This window comes from Microbacterium sp. Se63.02b, assembly GCF_014171575.1.
In the GTDB taxonomy this organism is placed as follows: Bacteria; Actinomycetota; Actinomycetes; order Actinomycetales; family Microbacteriaceae; genus Microbacterium.
The window spans coordinates 1,497,381-1,514,910 of the sequence record NZ_CP050453.1 but is presented as its reverse complement, the minus strand read 5'-3'; the positions used below and the strand labels follow the sequence as shown (position 1 = coordinate 1,514,910).

The 17,530-nt window shown below is 69.4% G+C and carries 15 protein-coding genes and 2 pseudogenes; 5 read left to right on the top strand and 12 right to left on the bottom strand.

Annotation, left to right across the window (positions count from 1 at the left end; translation table 11 throughout):
• Positions 1 to 5 precede the first annotated feature (5 nt).
• Both G4G29_RS21670 and G4G29_RS21665 read right to left on the bottom strand, forming a co-directional pair.
• Entirely contained in the window at positions 6 to 680 is a 675-nt protein-coding gene (locus tag G4G29_RS21670; protein ID WP_244632508.1) for a glycosyltransferase, read from the bottom strand.
• The gene (locus tag G4G29_RS21665; protein ID WP_244632507.1) at positions 662 to 1,078 is read right to left on the bottom strand and encodes a hypothetical protein; all 417 of its coding nucleotides are present in this window, start codon (positions 1,076 to 1,078) and stop codon (positions 662 to 664) included. The genes G4G29_RS21670 and G4G29_RS21665 overlap by 19 nt, the downstream gene beginning before the upstream one ends.
• Before the next feature lie 122 nt (positions 1,079 to 1,200).
• Between G4G29_RS21665 and G4G29_RS07460 the strand changes: the two genes are divergently transcribed.
• From G4G29_RS07460 to G4G29_RS07455, 3 genes are all read left to right on the top strand, one after another.
• Positions 1,201 to 2,607 (top strand): DUF4012 domain-containing protein, encoded by a 1,407-nt coding sequence (locus G4G29_RS07460; RefSeq protein ID WP_244632506.1) that lies wholly within the window; start codon positions 1,201 to 1,203, stop codon positions 2,605 to 2,607.
• Positions 2,574 to 2,963, top strand: a complete 390-nt coding sequence (locus tag G4G29_RS21660) for a hypothetical protein (protein ID WP_244632505.1) — start codon at positions 2,574 to 2,576, stop codon at positions 2,961 to 2,963. Before G4G29_RS07460 ends, G4G29_RS21660 begins: the two co-directional genes overlap by 34 nt.
• Before the next feature lie 123 nt (positions 2,964 to 3,086).
• Positions 3,087 to 3,695, top strand: coding sequence for a hypothetical protein (locus G4G29_RS07455; protein ID WP_244632504.1), 609 nt, complete (start codon positions 3,087 to 3,089; stop codon positions 3,693 to 3,695).
• 190 nt (positions 3,696 to 3,885) lie between these two features.
• Here the strand turns inward: G4G29_RS07455 and G4G29_RS07450 are convergent, their stop codons facing one another.
• From G4G29_RS07450 to G4G29_RS07425, 6 genes and pseudogenes are all read right to left on the bottom strand, one after another.
• Positions 3,886 to 5,340 (bottom strand): LCP family protein, encoded by a 1,455-nt coding sequence (locus G4G29_RS07450; protein ID WP_183152342.1) that lies wholly within the window; start codon positions 5,338 to 5,340, stop codon positions 3,886 to 3,888.
• The gene (gene purE, locus G4G29_RS07445) at positions 5,337 to 5,804 is read right to left on the bottom strand and encodes a 5-(carboxyamino)imidazole ribonucleotide mutase (RefSeq protein WP_183152778.1); all 468 of its coding nucleotides are present in this window, start codon (positions 5,802 to 5,804) and stop codon (positions 5,337 to 5,339) included. The genes G4G29_RS07450 and purE overlap by 4 nt, the downstream gene beginning before the upstream one ends.
• A 145-nt stretch (positions 5,805 to 5,949) precedes the next feature.
• Positions 5,950 to 7,075 (bottom strand): annotated as a pseudogene (locus G4G29_RS07440) (5-(carboxyamino)imidazole ribonucleotide synthase).
• A gap of 103 nt (positions 7,076 to 7,178) precedes the next feature.
• Positions 7,179 to 7,664: a PH domain-containing protein gene (locus tag G4G29_RS07435; RefSeq protein ID WP_244632503.1), complete on the bottom strand. Its 486-nt coding sequence runs from the start codon at positions 7,662 to 7,664 to the stop codon at positions 7,179 to 7,181.
• On the bottom strand, positions 7,661 to 8,557 hold the full coding sequence (locus G4G29_RS07430; protein ID WP_345941166.1) for a biotin--[acetyl-CoA-carboxylase] ligase: 897 nt from the start codon (positions 8,555 to 8,557) through the stop codon (positions 7,661 to 7,663). Before G4G29_RS07430 ends, G4G29_RS07435 begins: the two co-directional genes overlap by 4 nt.
• Positions 8,554 to 9,837 (bottom strand): CDP-glycerol glycerophosphotransferase family protein, encoded by a 1,284-nt coding sequence (locus tag G4G29_RS07425; RefSeq protein WP_183152341.1) that lies wholly within the window; start codon positions 9,835 to 9,837, stop codon positions 8,554 to 8,556. The genes G4G29_RS07430 and G4G29_RS07425 overlap by 4 nt, the downstream gene beginning before the upstream one ends.
• A 149-nt stretch (positions 9,838 to 9,986) precedes the next feature.
• Between G4G29_RS07425 and G4G29_RS07420 the strand changes: the two are divergent.
• Positions 9,987 to 11,010, top strand: a pseudogene (locus G4G29_RS07420) (glycosyltransferase).
• A gap of 17 nt (positions 11,011 to 11,027) precedes the next feature.
• On the opposite strand, the gene G4G29_RS07415 reads toward G4G29_RS07420, so the two are convergent.
• The 3 genes from G4G29_RS07415 to G4G29_RS07405 all read right to left on the bottom strand — a co-directional run bounded on the left by G4G29_RS07415 (position 11,028) and on the right by G4G29_RS07405 (position 15,322).
• Positions 11,028 to 12,332 (bottom strand): CDP-glycerol glycerophosphotransferase family protein, encoded by a 1,305-nt coding sequence (locus tag G4G29_RS07415; protein WP_345941165.1) that lies wholly within the window; start codon positions 12,330 to 12,332, stop codon positions 11,028 to 11,030.
• A 108-nt stretch (positions 12,333 to 12,440) separates the two neighbouring features.
• Positions 12,441 to 13,712, bottom strand: a complete 1,272-nt coding sequence (locus G4G29_RS07410) for a CDP-glycerol glycerophosphotransferase family protein (protein ID WP_183152340.1) — start codon at positions 13,710 to 13,712, stop codon at positions 12,441 to 12,443.
• A gap of 47 nt (positions 13,713 to 13,759) precedes the next feature.
• Complete coding sequence (locus tag G4G29_RS07405) at positions 13,760 to 15,322, bottom strand: trypsin-like peptidase domain-containing protein (RefSeq protein WP_244632502.1); 1,563 nt, start codon at positions 15,320 to 15,322, stop codon at positions 13,760 to 13,762.
• Between the two features lie 98 nt (positions 15,323 to 15,420).
• On the opposite strand from G4G29_RS07405, the gene G4G29_RS07400 reads away from it, so the two are divergent.
• Complete coding sequence (locus G4G29_RS07400; RefSeq protein WP_183152338.1) at positions 15,421 to 16,623, top strand: aminotransferase class I/II-fold pyridoxal phosphate-dependent enzyme; 1,203 nt, start codon at positions 15,421 to 15,423, stop codon at positions 16,621 to 16,623.
• A 28-nt stretch (positions 16,624 to 16,651) separates the two neighbouring features.
• Here the strand turns inward: G4G29_RS07400 and G4G29_RS07395 are convergent, their stop codons facing one another.
• A complete protein-coding gene (locus G4G29_RS07395) occupies positions 16,652 to 17,458 on the bottom strand; it encodes a carbon-nitrogen hydrolase family protein (protein WP_183152337.1) in 807 nt (268 codons plus the stop codon).
• Between the last annotated feature and the right edge of the window lie 72 nt (positions 17,459 to 17,530).

Genomic DNA, 17,530 nt, shown 5'->3' with positions numbered 1-17,530 from the left:
GCAGATCAGAGGTCGGCGTGCAGCCCCCAGAGGCGCTCCGCCGAACTCGCCCAGGAGAAGGCCCGCGACCGGTCGGCTGCGAGCACGCGCAGCCGCTCCGCGCCGCCCGCCGTGGCGTCCGCGACGGCCTCAGCGAGTTCCGCCGCCGGCACCAGCATTCCTCCGTCTGCGATGACGTCACGATGCGAACCGCTGTCGACGGCCACCACCGGGAGTCCGAGCGCCATGGCTTCGACCGCCCGCCACGGCCATCCTGCTGTCGCACTGGTGGCGACGTAGGCCGCGGCCCCCGCCAGAACCGCCGCGCGCTCTTGCGCACCCGATGCGCCCCGGATGTGCGCACGCCGCTCCGGCAGCCCGGCTGCGGATGCGATCTCCGCATAGTGGGGTTCCGCGCCCTCGGGGGCGTCGAGCACGACGGCATCGACACCCGCCGCCATCGCTCCTCGGAACCCCTCTGCCAGCGTCGCCGGGGATCCGCCGACCACCACGTACCGTTCCGGGAGCGACGCCGCGGCGCGGCGCTCAGCGGCGTCAGGTGGCGCGGCGTAGCCCTGGGGAGGCGCACCGGCGATGACGCGGACCCGATCGCCGAGTCGCGCGAGTTCGGAGAGCCGTTCCGCGACCGCGTGCGACGGCACGACCACCGCGTCGGCATGCTTCACAGCACGACGGAGCATGCCCCGCTGCCACGCGACCTGGCCTTTGAGAGCGTCTCGGGTGCGTCCCACGCCCGCAGATCCCACAGCGTGACCGTGGTCTGGTCGTTGTCGTGCACGCGGTCGTGACGCACGAGCGGCGCCATGAGCGTCGGTGAATGGATCAGCCCTCCACCCACTCCCGGCGCGATTCCGAGCTGCCACGATGTCGCCAGCTCCCGACGCGCGAGGGCGAGGGTGCGCACGTCGCTCACACCGCCGATCGGCACCTCGGCGCCCGCCGTCACGATCGCGTCCACCGTGCATCCGGAAGGCGACGTCGCCACGAGTCCGAGCGTGAGATCGAGGGATGCGGCGGCCTGATCGGCATCGACGACATGCACCAGCTGATCAAGAACCACACGCAGCCGAGCACCCATGGGATCAGGCTATCCTCGCCGCGCCGTTCCCCCGTGGAGCACGACGCCCGCGCCGCGTGAATGTCAGCGTTCCCACAGATTCGACCCCCCACCGGCTCAGGGGTTCATGCTTGAATGCTCGGGTGAGCGATGGTCGACTTCCCGTCCGGCGCCGATGGATCGGGTGGACCGTCGGCGTACTGTTGGCGCTCCTCGTCATCGCGATCGGCTGGGTGACGGTGCGCGGCATCGGCGCGGTGAACGACCTCCAGCAGGTCGCGAAGGGCGCCACGCAGCTCAAGGAGTCGATCGCGAGCGGCGACCTCGACGGAGCAGAGCCGATCGCTCGGAGCATCGCCCGCAACGCGGCATCCGCCGATGACCTCACCTCGGACTTCGTGTGGCAGGCGTTCGGGGTGGTGCCGCTGCTCGGGCCGAACTTCCGCGCCGTGAGCGAGATCGCCGACATCGCCGATGACGTGTCGACCGATGCCCTCGCGCCCCTTCTCGACGTGGCGAGCGGCCTCGACCTCGCAAGCCTCGGGTTCAGCGGAGGTGCGATCGATCTCGCACCTTTCGCGGCGATCGAGCAGCCGCTCGGGACCGCCAGCACCGCGCTCAGCGCCGCCCAGGTGCAAGCCAGGCGGATCGACGCGGATGCCACACTCCCGCCGCTCGCCGAGGCGATCGGACAACTGCGCACTGCCGTCACGCAAGCGGCGACCGCCGTCGGTTCTCTGCACGGCGCTGCGGTGCTGCTGCCGACGATGCTCGGGGGCGAAGGGCCACGGAACTACGTGCTGGCGATGCAGAACAATGCGGAGCTGCGTTCCTCGGGAGGCATCGTCGGCTCCATCGCTCTCCTGCATGCCGAGAACGGCAGGATCTCTCTCCAGACGCAGGCGTCGACGCGCGACTTCCCACCGCTGGACACATCACTGCCGCTGAGCGAATCCACGATCGCGCTGTTCGAGGACCGCCCGGGGAGGTACCTGCAGAACATCACCAGCATCCCGGACTTTGCCGAGGCCGGCGAGACGATCGCCGCACGCTGGACGGGACGCTTCGGCGGCACCGTCGACGGCGTCATCGCGGTGGATGCGGTCGTCGCGAAGCACCTCATGGCCGTCACGGGAGACCTGACGTTCGGCCCTTTCACCGCGACGCCCGAGAACGTGACCGACATCCTCCTGTCCGAGATCTACGCCGCGGTTCCCGACCCCGCGGTCCAGGACGAGATCTTCGCGCAGGCGGCGGGCGCGCTGTTCAACGCCGCACTGTCGGGCGGGAACCCGAAGGCGCTCCTCGGCGCGCTGGCCGACTCCGCCGCCGAGGGGCGGATCCGCATCTGGAGCGCCCATGACGAAGAGGAATCGCTGCTCGCGTCCTCCGCGCTGGGCGGCACCATCCCGAAGGACGGACCCGACGGCACGTACGTGGGCGTGCTGATGAACGACAGCACCGGCGGGAAGATGGACTTCTACACGCGCGCGACCATCGCGACAGCGATCGGCACGTGTCAGGGCTCCCCACCACGCAGGTCCGCGTGACGTGGACGAACACCGCTCCCGCCGATGCGGCCACCTCGCTGCCGGCCTACGTCACCGCCGACGGCTTCTACGGCGTGCCCGCAGGCTCGACACGCACGCTGATCGCGATCTACGGTCCCGCCGGCGCCACGCCGTCGCACGTCGACCAGGACGGGAAGGAGCCCGGAGTGCAGACGGCCGTGCTCGAGGATCGTTCCGTGATCCAACACGAGGTGTCGCTCGCTCCCGGCGAGTCGACCACCGTGACGGTCGAGTTCCAGGGAACGGGCGCCGGAGAGCGGCTCACCGAGGTGCTGCACACCCCCCTGATCGAGGCGCCGGACACGCCCAGAGAAACCCTCACCTGCGCTTCGTGACATTCGACGTCCGATAGGGTACTGTCGACTCACTGGGGAATATATTGGAGTCTGCAATCCTGCCGTGGGGGCAGGGAGGCTTCACGCAGTCGGATGCAGGGGTGTATCCGGAGGCGATTCCGCGTGAAATTCTGGGGAGAGATCATGCTGAAGAAACTGGCTGCCATCAGCCTTACCGCTGGCGCGCTCGTACTCGTCGCGCCTGCCGTCGCAACCGCGGCGCCGACGTCTGTTCCGACCGCGTCGTCCGACTCGTACCCGTCGCCTCCCGGCGTCAAGGTCAGCGACCCGATCATCGACACCTGCGAGGTCTCGACCATCGTGTTCGGATCCGGGTACTTCCTGCCGTCCGAGAACGTGAACGTCTCGGTCTCCGGCCTGAACGCCGGCAACGCCGCCGTCTCCGGAAACACGGCCGCGACCGACGGGAGCATGACGCTCACGTTCCGCCCGCCGTCCGACGGTGAGGGCTCTTACGCCGTCGCCTTCGGAGGCTCGCGCTCCTACACCGCGACGGTGGCGGTGTCGCATGGCCACGATGCCGCTTCCTCCTGCGACCACGACCCCGGCGTCGCTCCTGCAGGAGCCGAGCTGCCCCTCACCGGAGACGGGTTCGAACTGGCGCTCACGGGCGGAAGCGTGTCGCCGTGGGTCCTCGGTGGCGGCGCTGCGGCGCTCGTCGCCGGTGGTGCCCTCGTCGCCGTCGGAGTATCTCGCCGCAAGCGCGCCTAGGTCCGGCTGCCGCCTCGTGCGGTGGTCGACTGGACGACGGTGATCCCTCCCCCTCCGATCACCGTCGTCTGGTGCATCCGGTGGACTTCACCGGCAGCCCACGACTCGTCATCACCCGAAGGTGACGGTCGTGGGCTCTGGCGCGCCCGGGAAGAGTGCGGCCGGGTGGCGAGGACGACGCCCCCGGTCGTCACGGCGTAGGAGTCGGGGACTCCGTCGGCGGATGCAACGACTGCTGGATCATGGTGTGGATGAAGTCGTAGTCGGGCTGATGCTCATCCACGCCGAAATCCGGTGTGAGCTCGATCGTGATCACCTGCTGCTCCTTCGCCTTGAGCATCAGATCGAAGAACTCGGGCAGCTTGTCCGAGGGAAGGTCCGTGCTGATCAACGCCGTGCCGGCTGCCGCCACCTCGTTGAACCGCGTCAGCACCGTCTGCGGAGTGAACTGGGCGAGGATCGCCTCCTGCAGCTCGCGCTGCCGCTTCATGCGGTCCCAGTCGCTGGTCGTGTACCGCGAGCGGGCGTACCACTGCGCGGTGTCGCCGTTCATCCGCTGCTTGCCGGGCTCGATCCAGCCGATCGCCCACTCGTTGACGTCGGTACCGGTCCATCCCTCCGGCGGCCCGCCCTTCGGAAGGCGCTCCGTGACGTCGATCTCGACTCCACCGAGAGCATCCACCAGTTCCGCGAAGCCGTGCATGTCGACGAACACGTAGTACGGGATCTCGATGCCGAGAACCCCCTCCGCCGCATCCTTCGTGGCTTCGATGCCCGGCTCGGAGCCGTTCGCCTCGGCGTCGGGATAGAGTCCCGCTCCGCCGTCCTCCCGGCATACCTCCGCGGCGTTGCGGACATGGTTCATCCAGCCGTTCCATCCGCACGACGACGACTGGTGCCCCTCGAAACCGTTCGGGTAGAGCTCCTGCATGGGGCTGCCGTCGCTGAAGGGCGCGTTCGGAAGCTCTCGCGGGATACCCGTGATGGTCACCGCCCCGGTGTCGGCGTTGACGGAGACGACCGAGATGCTGTCGAAGCGCATGGAGTCTCGCCCGTCGCCGCTGTCCGCTCCGAGCAGCAGGATGTTGTAGTAGCCGTCGCTGGGTTCGACGCTCGGGCCGCTCTGCCCGAAGATCGCGCCGATCGTGCTCCGCACCGACCCAACGGCGGTGGCCGCATAGGCGGTCCCGCCGCCCACGAGGCCGAGCAGCACCAGAGCGACCACGGGGATCGCGAGGCGGGATGCGCCAGGGACCTTGACGAGCCGGACCAGACGGAGGGCATCGAACGTCAGCACGATCCAGAGCACGATGTAGCCGACGAGGACCACCTGCACGACGGTGAGGATCGCGGCGGAGAAGAACCCGCCCCCGATCGTGATCCACAGCAGCACCGGCCGCGCGAAGAAGGCCAGTCCTGCGGCCACGATCACGAGCACCCATGCGGTCACCGTCGCACCGAGACCGAAACGGCCGAGTCGACGGTTGCCAGCGAGCACCTGCGCGGAGCCGGGCAGCAGGAGGTTCAGCGCGACGAGCCACCAGCCGCGCTTCACCATCGTCCCGCCGTCGGCGACGTCCGGGTACCGCAACGGCCGAGTCTCGATCAGCGGGCGCTGTGGTGCGCGCGGAGGCGCAAGGGTCACAGCGAACCCTTCAGCCGATCATTCTTCTCTTCGACCTGGGCCTCGAGATCGAGCGCATACGCCTCCACCCGGTCGGCGAGGTCCTCGTCCGCCGTACCCAGGATCCGCGCGGCCAGGAGTCCCGCATTACGAGCGCCCGCGATCGACACGGTCGCCACCGGGATCCCCGCGGGCATCTGGACGATCGACAACAGGGAGTCCATGCCGTCGAGATAGGCGAGCGGGACCGGCACCCCGACGACGGGCAGCGGAGTCATCGAGGCGAGCATGCCGGGAAGGTGCGCTGCTCCCCCGGCGCCGGCGATGATGACGCGGATGCCGCGAGACCGCGCTTCCCGCGCGTAGGACATGAGCTTGTCCGGCGTGCGATGCGCCGAGACGACTTCGACCTCATGCGGGATCCCGAAGTCCGTGAGCGCCTGGGACGCATCGCTCATGACACGCCAATCGGAATCGGATCCCATGACGACGCCGACCAGAGGAGCGGCGGAGGAATGCAGTGGCTCGGTCACCAGATCAGGCTACGGTCTGCCGCTGTGAGAAACCCCGAACGGCACGCGTCTTGAGGCGCATGTCTCCCCACGATCGACGCAGCGACGACCTCACGGATCATGCGAAATGCGCGGCGGCGGCGCGCGCGACGTACACGGCGTCGTCGAGGTCGTCCTCCGCCACGTTCACATGGCCGACCTTACGGCCCGGACGCGGCGCCTTCCCGTACGTGTGGATCTTCGCCTGCGGGTGCTCCGCCATGGCAGCGCTGAATCGCTCCTCGAGCGTGCCCTCAGCGGGGCCGCCGAGGATGTTCACCATCACCGACCACGCCGCGCGAGGCTCTGGGCTGCCCAACGGGAGGTCGGCGACGGCGCGCAGATGCTGTTCGAACTGCCCCGTGACGGCGCCGTCCTGGCTCCAGTGCCCGCTGTTGTGCGGGCGCATCGCCAGCTCGTTGACGAGGATGCGCTCATCCACGGTCTCGAAGAGCTCGACGGCGAGCATGCCCGTGACGCCGAGGCCTTCGGCGATCGTGCGGCCGATCTCGTCCGCGACCTGCACGAGACGTTCTCCTGCGGCCGGTGCGGGCGCGATGACCTCCCGCGCAGACACCGTCGCGCTGCACGGTCTCGACGACCGGGTACGCGACCATCTCTCCGTGGGGGCGACGCGCCACCTGCTGGGCGAGTTCCCGCACGAAGGGCACGAGTTCCTCCACGAGGAGCGCGTCGTCGTCGGCGAGCGCATCGAGCCAATCCTGCGCCTCCTCCGCCGCACGGACCACGCGGACGCCCTTGCCGTCGTATCCCCCACGCGGGGTCTTCACGACACCCGCTCCCGCGTGCGCGTCGAGGAACTCCTGCAGCTCGGCGACACTGCGCACCGCCGCCCATTCGGGCTGCGGGACCCCGAGTTCGGCGAGGCGTGCACGCATCACCAGCTTGTCCTGCGCGAACTGGAGCGCATCCGGTCCGGGATGCACGACGACTCCGTCGGCCACGAGCGCGCGCAGCACGGACTGCGGCACGTGCTCATGATCGAAGGTGACGACATCGACGTCGGCGGCGAACGCGCGCACCGCCTCGAGGTCGCGGTAGTCACCGACCGCTGTGGCCGCCAAGCCCGCGGACATCCCCTCGTCTTCTGCGAGCACCCGCAGTTCGAGTCCGAGTTCGACCGCCGGGGCGATCATCATCCGGGCCAGTTGTCCTCCGCCGATCACGCCAACACGCAACGCCATGTGCCGTCTCCCTTCGTCTGCACCCATTCTCCCGCACCGCTGCGGACGGATGTGACACACTCCGGACGACCGCAGGTACGCAGCGGCGTCGGACGAACGGCGCTCACCGCTCGGCGGGGTCGTCTCCGATGGCCTGCGCGTCGCGGTGCGCAAGGATCTGCCCGACCTCGATCTGGTCGGCGAGAGTCTCGTGCACCAGGGTCACGTTCGGGACGTTGGCGAGCCGCAGTGGGGCGTCCACGCCGTTCGAGAGCGTGATCGTGCCGGAGCCCCACATGCGCTGCAACGGGCCGCGACGCACGGCGATCGTGTATCCCCTGGCATGAGACATCTCGCGGCGTCGGCGCGCTCCGATGCCGTTGTGCGCGATGACGCGCCTCGTCGTCACGGTGGTGCTCCGCGAATACCAGACGATGAAGGGCACCACGACGGCGACGACGACCAGCACGCCCGCCGCAGCGAGCAGCATCCAGTCCTCGAACCCCGCAGGCAGGTTGCCGTAGAAGTACGCCGTCGCGCCGAATGTCGCGATGAGCACGAGTGCCGACCAGAACAGCCGCCGGGCGTGACTGCGGAAGCGCGCGATCAAGAGCTCCTCGGAGGTGTGCCGGGCGGCGGCATCAGAGGCCGCCCACCGAGAGTCACGGGCTGGGTCACCCCACCATTGTGCCTGTGATCTGCGACATCGCCGTCTGTGGAGCGGCGTGTCAGCTTCCCGCCGGACGCACGTGCACCACATCGCCCGCAGAGATCGCGTGCTGCTCCCCCTGCGGTGACCACCAGGCGCCCGTCGGCGTCGAGTGCCGCGGCTGTGCCCTCCACCACGTGCCCGCCGGGCATCGACACGCGGACGGCCTGCCCGAGCGTCGCGCACCGCGCGGTCGCCGCAGAGTGCAGCCCGCTCTGCAGTGCGCCCCCTGTCGCGTTGAGCTCGGACACCAGAGCGTCGAGCAGCCGCAGGTAGGCGGCCAGCAGCCGGTCGTCGTCGGCGGCGACCCCGAGAGCGCCGAACGACGTCGCTGTCGGCACCGGGAGCTGCGCAGAGGTCATCGCCGTGTTCACACCGGCCCCGATGATCACCGCATCCGCGGTCGCCTCGGCGAGGATGCCGCAGATCTTGCGTCCGTCGACGAGGACGTCGTTCGGCCATTTCACCGCCACCTCGTGCTCCGGGAGCTGGGCGGCGATGGCGTCGCACATCGCGACACCCGCTGCGAGCGGGAGCCATCCGCGGGCCGCCGGCTCGTCGGGGAGTTCGCGGAGCAGGACGGAGACGGCGATCGCCGAACCCTCCGGGGCCACCCACGTGCGGTCGAGACGCCCGCGTCCCGCAGTCTGATCGCGTGTCACCAGGGTCGAGAGGTGCGGCCAGCCGATGGCGTCGGCGGCGTGTGCGCGCAGGTCGGCGTTCGTCGAGCCGGTCCGAGCGACGGACTCCACGCGGGGCGCGACCTCACTCGCCAGCGGGAACGGCACGCTCACACCTCTTCATCATCGGCTTCCTCGTCATCGTCGTCCTCGTCTTCGCGGATCGCGCCGACCTCATGCGCCTGCCATTTCTCCCACTCCTGCATGAGCTCGTCGATCGCCGCGTGGAACTTCTCGGTCGCGACGCCCTGTGTCGTGTCGCCGAAGTAGTGCTGCACCCACATCCGCAACCGTGCGATCGCCGCTTCGTCTCCGCGCACGCGCTCGACCTCGGCGACGATGTCGGCCGCCGCATCCGCGGTCAACCACTCGCAGTCCGCCAGGTAACCGTTCGTGTCGATCGAGGCACGTTCGTCTGTCGGCCTGGTGATCATCAGGGGCTTCCCCGCGGCCAGCCGGTCGTAGACCATGGCCGAGATGTCGACGACCGCGACGTCGGCGGCGGTGAGCTGCCAGCCGAGCTCGGGCCCGTGGTCGTAGATGTGCTGCGCGCTCGGGTCCGCGGCGTTCGCGGCGCTGATCGCCGCGAGGATCCTCCTGTGGGCGGCGCCGTACGCCTCGTCGATGACCCCGCTGCGCGGATGCGGGCGGTAGATCACGCGATGAGCACCCGTGGCCAGGAGACGGGTGACGAGTGTCTCCCCATGGGTGGCGATGGACCCGTAGTGGGCGCTGGGCCGGTCGCCCTCCCAGGTGGGCGCATAGAGCACCACGGTGCGGTCATCCGGAGCGTAGGGCAGCGTTCCCGAATAGTGGTCCGCCTGCGGACGTCCGATCTCGATCGTGCGCCGGTCGACGTCGTAGTCCCACAGCGTGCGCGAGAGACGGTCGCGCGCCGCCTGTCCGGCCACGAGGGCGTAGTCATACGCCTTGTACTGGTTCGTCGTCATGTACATCTTGTCGGACTCGCCGTGATTGATGAACACGTGCCACCGTCGCCCGTAACGGAACATCTGGAAGTTCCGGGTGTTCTGGTTGACGTACAGGACGACGCGGATGTCCTGGGTGGCGATGAACCGCTCGAGGTCGCGGATCTTCGGTACGAACGCGACGGGCGGCGATGCCTCGTCGAGCAGCTTCTCGGTGCCGGTCGCCTGCCGTGAGAGCACCACGACGGGCCAGCGTGTCGCGAGGTCGGCGAGCGGGCGGTACCACTGCCGCATCTGGTACATGTTCACGGCGCCGTCGGCGAAGTACACCGCGACCTTGAAGTGGTCGGTCGGGTACGGCTCCCGCTCGGAGAGCCGCCGTCGTACGCGCTGCACGGCGGTGCGGGAGGCGAGCGCCCGCTTCAGCAGACGGTACGCCTTCTTCGCGTCAGACAGTGCACCCATCCCTCCAGAATAGTTCGTCGTCGCGCCGCCCTCCTGCGGCTGTGGAACGATCCGCCGCGCCTGGTCAGGAACCGGGAGAGCCGCCGTGACATGATCGTCATGTGCCAGCCGATGAAACCGCAGCGCCCCTGCCCGGGGTCTCTTTCGTGATGCCGGTGCTCAACGAACGCGCCTACCTCCAGCACGCGATCGAATCCGTGCTCGCTCAGGACGTCGACGTGCCCACCGAGCTCGTCCTCGCGCTCGGTCCGTCCACCGACGGCACGACGGAACTCGCGCGACGACTCGCCTCGACGGAGAAGAGGATCCGCCTCGTCGACAATCCGGCCGCGCACATCCCGGTAGGACTGAACGCGGCGATCCGTGCGAGCCGCTACGACACGATCGTCCGCGTCGATGCCCACTCCGAACTCTCCCCGGCTATGCCGCACGCGCACTCCGGACTCTCGAACGCACCGCCTCGGCCAACGTCGGGGGCGTCATGCACGCCGAGGGTCGCACGCCGTTCCAGAAGTCGTCGCCCGGCTGTACAACTCCCCCGTCGGACTCGGCGGAGGCGCCTACCATGGGGGCTCGCAGGAGGGTGAGGCCGAATCGGCGTACCTCGGTGTGATGCGCCGAGAGGTTCTCGAAGAGGTCGGCCTCTTCGACGAGTCGATCCGGCGCGGTGAAGACTGGGAGCTCAACCTCCGCATCCGCCAGGCTGGGCACCGCGTGTGGTTCGACCCCGAACTGTCGGTCACCTACTGGCCGCGCGAGAGCTGGCTGCGACTGGCACGGCAGTTCCGTGCGACCGGAGCGTGGCGCGGCGAGCTGGTGCGCCGATACGGCCGTCGGAACGGGATCCGCTACTTCGCCCCGCCCGCCCTCGTCCTTGTGGTCGCGCTCGCTGTCGTTCTCGCCGTGCTCCAGCTCACGGGCGTCGTCAGCGGCGTGGCCTCGATGATCGCGTCGCTCGTGGTCGGCGTGCCGCTGGCGCTCTACCTGCTGCTGGTGCTCGGGGTCGCCCTCGCGCCAGGAGGCGGCGGTGTGCGACAGCGATCATGGACCCTGCTGGTGCTCCCGACGATGCATCTCTCCTGGGGTCTCGGATTCCTCGGCGGAGTGCTCCGCGGCGCGCGGGACACCGTCGACGCCTCGCGGCTGGGCACACGCAACACGCCGCTCCCCTGACCTGACGTTTCGTGCCGTCAGGGCGTGACGAAACCCAGGTCGAGGATCCGATCGACGACGCGCGCCGCGGCATGGCCGTCGTCGCGAGTGTTGAACTGCCGGCGCCAGGCCGCGTACCGTCCGGCGAACGCCGCATCGTGATCCGTGTCCGCCAGAGCCGCCGCGAGCTCCTCCTGCGTTCGGACCAGAGGTCCCGGCGCGCGTTCGGCGAGATCGAAGTAGAAGCCACGCAGCTGCCCGCGGTAGTGATCGAGGTCCGGTACGAGGAAGTACATCGGCTTGCCCGTGACGCTGAAGTCGAACATCACCGAGGAGTAGTCGGTGATCAGAGCATCGGCCGCGAGCAGGAGCCTGGCGGTCTCGGGGTACCCGGTCACGTCGATGACGCGCGCGCCGGAGCGATCTCGTCCCTGCTCGAGGGTCCGGGAGTGTCCGCGCACGAGGACGACGGCGTCGGCCTGCTGCGCCAGAAGCTCGGGATCGACGAAGTCGACCATCTCCGACCGGTCGTCCCGCCAGGTCGGCGCATACAGCAGCACCCGCTCATCGGCGCGGATGCCCAGGGCGGTGCGGACCGCTGTGCGGTCCTCGGTGGCGAGCACGTCGTTCCTCGGGTAGCCCTCCACCCAGATCGGCCGCCCGAAGAAGGCGTATGCCTTCCGAAGAATGCGCTCGGAGTATGTGTTCTGAGCGAGGAGGACATCCCAGCGCCGAGACTCCTTCACGACCGCGGCCATCCGCCGAGGATCGAACCCCGGGCGGTGCAGGGCGAGCCTCTTGAGCGGGGTGCCGTGCCAGGTCTGCAAGACCTTCTGTCCCGGCTTGCGGGCGAAGCGACGACGGAGCCAGTCGTTGACCACGAGAAGGCGCGCCGCTCCCCTGGCATGCCACCACTGCGGGGTGCCCTCGACGACGGCGATGGCACCCTCCGGCACCTCGACCGACAGGTCGACGACGCTCCAGTAGCGGCGCACGTCGGGTGCTCTGACCGCGAGCTCACGGTCGATCGCACGGGGGTTGCACCCCACGCTGCGTCCGTAGAAGCTCTCGAAGAACACCGCGTTCTCGGTTCCGCCCGCCTGCGCGACGTACCTCTCCTCCAGGGTCGAGCGTCCTTCTGCGGTCTCGTACACCGGGTCGATCGGAGGCGCGATGCGGACGCTGCCGCCGTGGACGGCGATGCGCACCCCGGTGAGCACCACGGGGTCGATGCGGATCCCCTCGATGTCGGCATCCGCGATCCGCAGTTCGTACTCCCCGCCGGCAGCGGAAGCGAGGGTCCGCCCCAGCGCGACGCCTGGAGCGGGAACGTCGCCTTCCACGTCTTGCCGCCTCCGCTGATGCGGGCTTCGACACGCGCACGCGGGCCGATCAATGCGGCATCAGCAGGTCGCTGGCCGGTCCCTGCGATGACCAGCGCCTCCGCTGCGTCATCGATGCGGGCCGTTGTCATGCTGCTCCCTTCGGCGCGGGGATCCCCGAGCGCGGATCGCCTGGTACACGCGATCCGTGTTGCGTCCGTCCCGATGCGCGTGCATCGTCGCGCTGAGCGTAGCGGATCTGCGGGACGCTCCTTCATACGCGTGGCGGTCGGAGAGCAGTGGCTCGAGCTGTGCGAGCACTGCTGCCCAATCGGCGGCCGCATCGGTACCAGCGACATCTTCGAACCGCCCGTAGAAACCGCGCGTGCGCGCGTACTCTCGCGCGTCCGGTGCGAGGAACAGGACCGGCATGCCCAGCAGCCCCACGTCGTACGCGAGCGATGAGTAGTCGGTGATCAGGACGTCCACCGCGGCGAGTGCCGGCGTCACATCGGAGAGGACGGCGGCGCCCAGCGGCCGCACTCGTCTGCTGGGCAGCGGGGGTGCGTAGCCGCCGGCTCCCAGGGGGTGGGAGCGCACCAGCAGGATCGCGTTCTGCTCCTCGAGCAGGCGGAGGATCAGGATCCACTCCGCCGCCGTCGGCACCGCGGGATCCGGGGCCCCGTCCCGCCAGGTCGGCGCGTACAGGATCGTGCGGGCGGCCTCGTCGATCTCGCCGACCGCGTCCCGCAGGACGTCGGACGCGTGCGTGCGACGTTCCGCGTCGGTACGTGCCGAGAGGACGTCGACGCGAGGTTCGCCCGTCACCACCACACGGTCGTCGCCGAGACCGAACGCCGACTCCAGCCGCCCACGTGCCCGGTGCGAGGCGGCGGGGAGCACACGGATCCGCTGCGCAGCGGCCCGGTACAGGACGGCGACGATTCCACGCAGCACGCGTGCGCCGGGGATATCGGGGACCTGCGTCGTCGCCGGCGAGTCCAGCCCGATGCGCTTCAACGGGATACCGTGCCAGAGCTGCACCACGAACGCACCGCCATCGGCATAGCGATTGACGTCGCCGAGGCCGTGCGTGACGACGATCACGCCTGCTCTGGCCGTCGCCCACCACCCGCGCACGCCGCTCTTGCGCACGAAAGGGATGCCGAGAGCGGTCGCATCACCGTCTTCTCGTTCGGAGGCCGTGAGCCACAGGGTGTCGTGTCCGAGTGCCGAGGCGTGCCGCTGCAGAGCGAGCGCGCCGTCGCCGATCCCCGCGCCGCAGCCGAAGACCCATCGTCGCCCGCGCGGGACGAGGAGCGTACCGATGCGTCCGACGGCATACAACGGGATCCGGAGCAGCTTGGCCGCATTGCCGGTGCCGAAAGAGAAGGACGCCACCCCGCGAGCCTATCGCGGAGGTGGCGTCCTTCTCTGAGAGTCGCGGGTCAGCCGGCGAGTTCGCCGAGCGTCACCTCGACGTCGTACTCCTTGCCGCCACGGACGTATGTGAGCTCCGCCTTGCTGCCGGCGGCCGCTGCCCGTACCTGAGCGGTGAGGTCGGTCGCGCTGGTGATCGGCACCCCGTTGAACGAGGTGACGATGTCGCCCTCCTCGATGCCCGCGTCTGCGGCCGCGCCACCGGCGCTCGCCTTGGCGATGTATGCGCCGGCCACGGTCGCGCCCTCGATACTGGATGCGTCCTGCACCGATGCGCCGAGGAGGCCGTGCGTGGCCTGGCCATCGGCGATGATCTCCTCGGACACGCGCTTGGCGATGTTCGACGGGATCGCGAAGCCGATGCCGATCGAGCCGGACTCCTCGGAGCTGCCCGAGCTCGCGATCGCCACGTTGATGCCGATCAGCTCGCCCTTGCTGTCCACCAGGGCGCCACCCGAATTGCCGTGGTTGATCGCGGCGTCCGTCTGGATCACGGCGATCGAGATGGAGTCGGTGGCCTGCTGACCCGAGCTTCCCGGAATGTCGAACTGGAACGGTCCCTGCTGCCCCTCCTCCGGCGCCTGCTCCTGCGGAGCATCTTCCGAAGACGAGTCGGGCAGGGCCGACGATGCGATCTGGATGCTTCGGTTGAGGGCGCTGACGATGCCGGTCGTGACCGAGTTCGCGAGCCCCAACGGCGCGCCGAGGGCGACCGTGGTGTCGCCGACGTTGAGCTTGGACGAGTCCGCGAACTTCATGGGCGTGAGCCCCTTCGCATCCTTCAGCTTGATGACGGCGAGATCGTAGATGGGGTCGGTGCCGACCACGGTGGCCTCGTAGAGGCGCCCGTCCGACGTGGTCACGCGGATGGTCGGATCGGCGACCGCACCTCCGAGCGTCACCACGTGCGTGTTGGTGAGCACGTATCCGTCGTCGCTGATGATCACACCGGACCCGCTGCCGGCTTCGCTGGATCCCGCGACCTCGATCGTGACCACCGACGGCAGCGCCGAGGTCGCCACGGCGGTGGTCTCGTTGACCGAGCCCGGGTTGTTGACCGTGACCGTCTGCGGTCCTGTCGCCGTGCCGGAGGACGGGCGATCCTGGATCCCGTTGAGCAGTGCCCCGCCGCCGAAACCGGCGACGCCGCCGACGAGCGCCGCGGCCACGATGAACGCGGCGAACTTCGCCCCGCCCCGCGGCTTCGCGTCTTTCGTCTTCGTGCCGTCGCCCGCGGCGGGCTCCGTGCCGAACGGCTGTGTCGGCTGCGTGTACGAGGCGGCCGTCGGGATGCCGAAAGCCGCCCCCGATGCCGTGGCCGCTGTGGGTGCCGCCGACGCGTCGTATCCGCGAGGGACGGACTCGATCACCGGAGCCGGCGGGGTGTGCGACGTGAACGTCGACGGAACCTCGTGTCCCTGCGCAGGAGCCGCGGGCGCTGCGGCGGCCGGAGCTGTGGGGTCGGCGGCGGCGTCCGTCGCCGGCTGGGCGGCGACCTCTGCGGCCTCGGTGGACGGTACGGCGTCGTTCGACGCGGGTACCGAGTGGTCCTGGGTGTTGTCTTCGTTCATGGTGTGTGCTCCTTCAACGACCATTTCAGAATGACGCGTGTATCTGTGCGTTCCTTATGTCGAGGATGAGTTTCAGCTATGGCCTTAGCCTGTTCTTCATGAGTGTCATCCCCGGCGCATGGCGTCGCACAGCCGCCGGAGCCGGTCTGCTCGCTGCGGACGGAACCGTCGCGCCCACCATCTTCGCAGAGATGTCCGCCGCCGCGGCCCGAACCGGAGCGATCAATCTCGGTCAGGGTTTCCCCGATGAAGACGGTCCGGCCGTGGTGCTCGAGGCCGCCCGTCACGCCATCGCCGACGGCGTGAATCAGTACCCGCCCGGGCGGGGCTTCCCCGATCTGCTCGCTGCGATATCCGCACATCAGCACAGGTTCTACGGCTTGGAGGTCGATCCGGGCAGCGAGGTCATCGTCACCGCCGGCGCGACCGAGGCGCTCACCGCGACGTTGCTCGCGCTCATCGACGGCCCCGACGACGAGGTCGTGGTCTTCGAGCCGTACTACGACTCCTACGCCGCCGCCGTCGCTCTCGCCGGCGCCAGACTCCGCACGGTCCCGCTCCGCGCCCCGGACTTCCAGCCCGATCTCGACGAGCTCGCAGCCACGGTCACCGACCGCACGCGCCTCATCCTCGTCAACGACCCGCACAATCCCACGGGTGCCGTGTTCGGTCGCGAGGTGCTCGAGGAGGTCGTCCGGCTGGCGACGCGCCATGACGCCGTCATCGTCACCGATGAGGTGTACGAGCATCTGACGTTCCATGCGGCCCACACGCCCATCGCCACGCTCCCCGGAGCCGCCGAGCGCACCCTGACCATCTCCTCCGCCGGCAAGACGTTCTCGACGACGGGCTGGAAGATCGGCTGGGTGCACGGCCCTGCCGCCCTCATCACGGCGGTGCTCACGGTCAAGCAGTACCTCACCTACGTGAACGGGTCGGCCTTCCAACCCGCCGTCGCCGTCGGGCTGCGGATGGACGATTCCTACTTCTCCGACGCGGCTGCCGTGCTCGCTCGAAAGCACGAGATCCTCGGCGACGGTCTGCGGGCCGCCGGCTTCACGGTGCATACCCCGCAGGGCGGCTACTTCACGGTGGCGGATGCGACGGCGCTCGGCGGCGAAGACGCGGCAGCGTTCTGCCGCACTCTTCCGGAGCGTGCCGGCGTCGTGGCGATCCCGCTGACCGCTTTCGTCTCAGAAGAGCGACGGAGCGAGTTCTCCGGTCTGGTCAGGTTCGCGGCGTGCAAGCGCGTCGACGTGCTCGAGACGGCCGCCGCGCGACTCGCTGCGCTCACCGTCTGATCTCGGCGGAGACCGGTCGGCGTTCTCGTCAGCGGGGAGCGACCGAGTACCGTCGCACGCGCAGCGACGGATTCCTCTCTCGCACCCGTGCGAGAGAGGAGCGTTCGACGACCGCCACAGCGATTCCCGGTGCCGTACCCACGCCCGCCAGCACGACACCCTCCGGATCGACGATCTGCGAGTGTCCGACGCCGATCGGTGCCGGGTGGTCCGCCGCCACGACGTACACCGTGTTCTCGATCGCCCGAGCGGCGAGCAGCGTCGTCCAGTGGTGTTCCTTGAGCGGTCCCCTGACCCACTCGGCGGGGACGACGAGCACATCCGATTCCGCGTCGACGAGGGTGCGTGCGACCTCGGGGAACCGCAGGTCGTAACAGGTCATCAGCCCGAAGCGCAGACCGCCGAGCTCGAAGGTCGCGGCCTCCCCCACAGCGCCGGGCTCGATCCAGTCGGACTCGGTCTGCCCGAATGCGTCGTAGAGGTGCTGCTTGCGGTAGACCGCGAGGATGCCGTCTCCGCGCACCGCGACGACGGTGTTCCGCACCCGATGCCCCTCGGCCCGCTCTGCCAGTCCGGCCACGATGACCAGCGCGTACTCGGCCGCGAGGGCGGTGAGAGTCGCGACGAACTCGCCGTCGAGCTCTTCCGCGTTGGCGGAGAGGCTCTCATCCATCGGGTCGACGAAGTAGCTCGCGTACTCCGGGAAGACCACCAGCTTCGCTCCTCGTGCAGCGGCATCCGCCGTCAGCTCCGCGATGCGTTCGCGGTTGTCGGCGCGGGATGCCGTCGGCGCGAACTGGCAGACGGCGACGGGGACGGCGGCGGTCTCAGACATGTCTTCATCCTCTCGCATCGACGACGCGCCCGGGCCGCACGCGGGCGGGGCCTCGATTCGCCCGCCTCCCGA

Excerpts from the sequence above, each read along its gene's own strand:
- G4G29_RS21670 (WP_244632508.1), bottom strand. The coding sequence starts at position 680 with ATGCTCCGTCGTGCTGTGAAGCATGCCGACGCGGTGGTCGTGCCGTCG.
- G4G29_RS21665 (WP_244632507.1), bottom strand. The coding sequence starts at position 1,078 with ATGGGTGCTCGGCTGCGTGTGGTTCTTGATCAGCTGGTGCATGTCGTC.
- purE (WP_183152778.1), bottom strand. The coding sequence starts at position 5,804 with ATGGGATCCGATTCCGATTGGCGTGTCATGAGCGATGCGTCCCAGGCG.
- G4G29_RS07425 (WP_183152341.1), bottom strand. The coding sequence starts at position 9,837 with ATGGGTGCACTGTCTGACGCGAAGAAGGCGTACCGTCTGCTGAAGCGG.
- G4G29_RS07405 (WP_244632502.1), bottom strand. The coding sequence starts at position 15,322 with ATGAACGAAGACAACACCCAGGACCACTCGGTACCCGCGTCGAACGAC.
- G4G29_RS07400 (WP_183152338.1), top strand. The coding sequence starts at position 15,421 with ATGAGTGTCATCCCCGGCGCATGGCGTCGCACAGCCGCCGGAGCCGGT.
- G4G29_RS07395 (WP_183152337.1), bottom strand. The coding sequence starts at position 17,458 with ATGTCTGAGACCGCCGCCGTCCCCGTCGCCGTCTGCCAGTTCGCGCCG.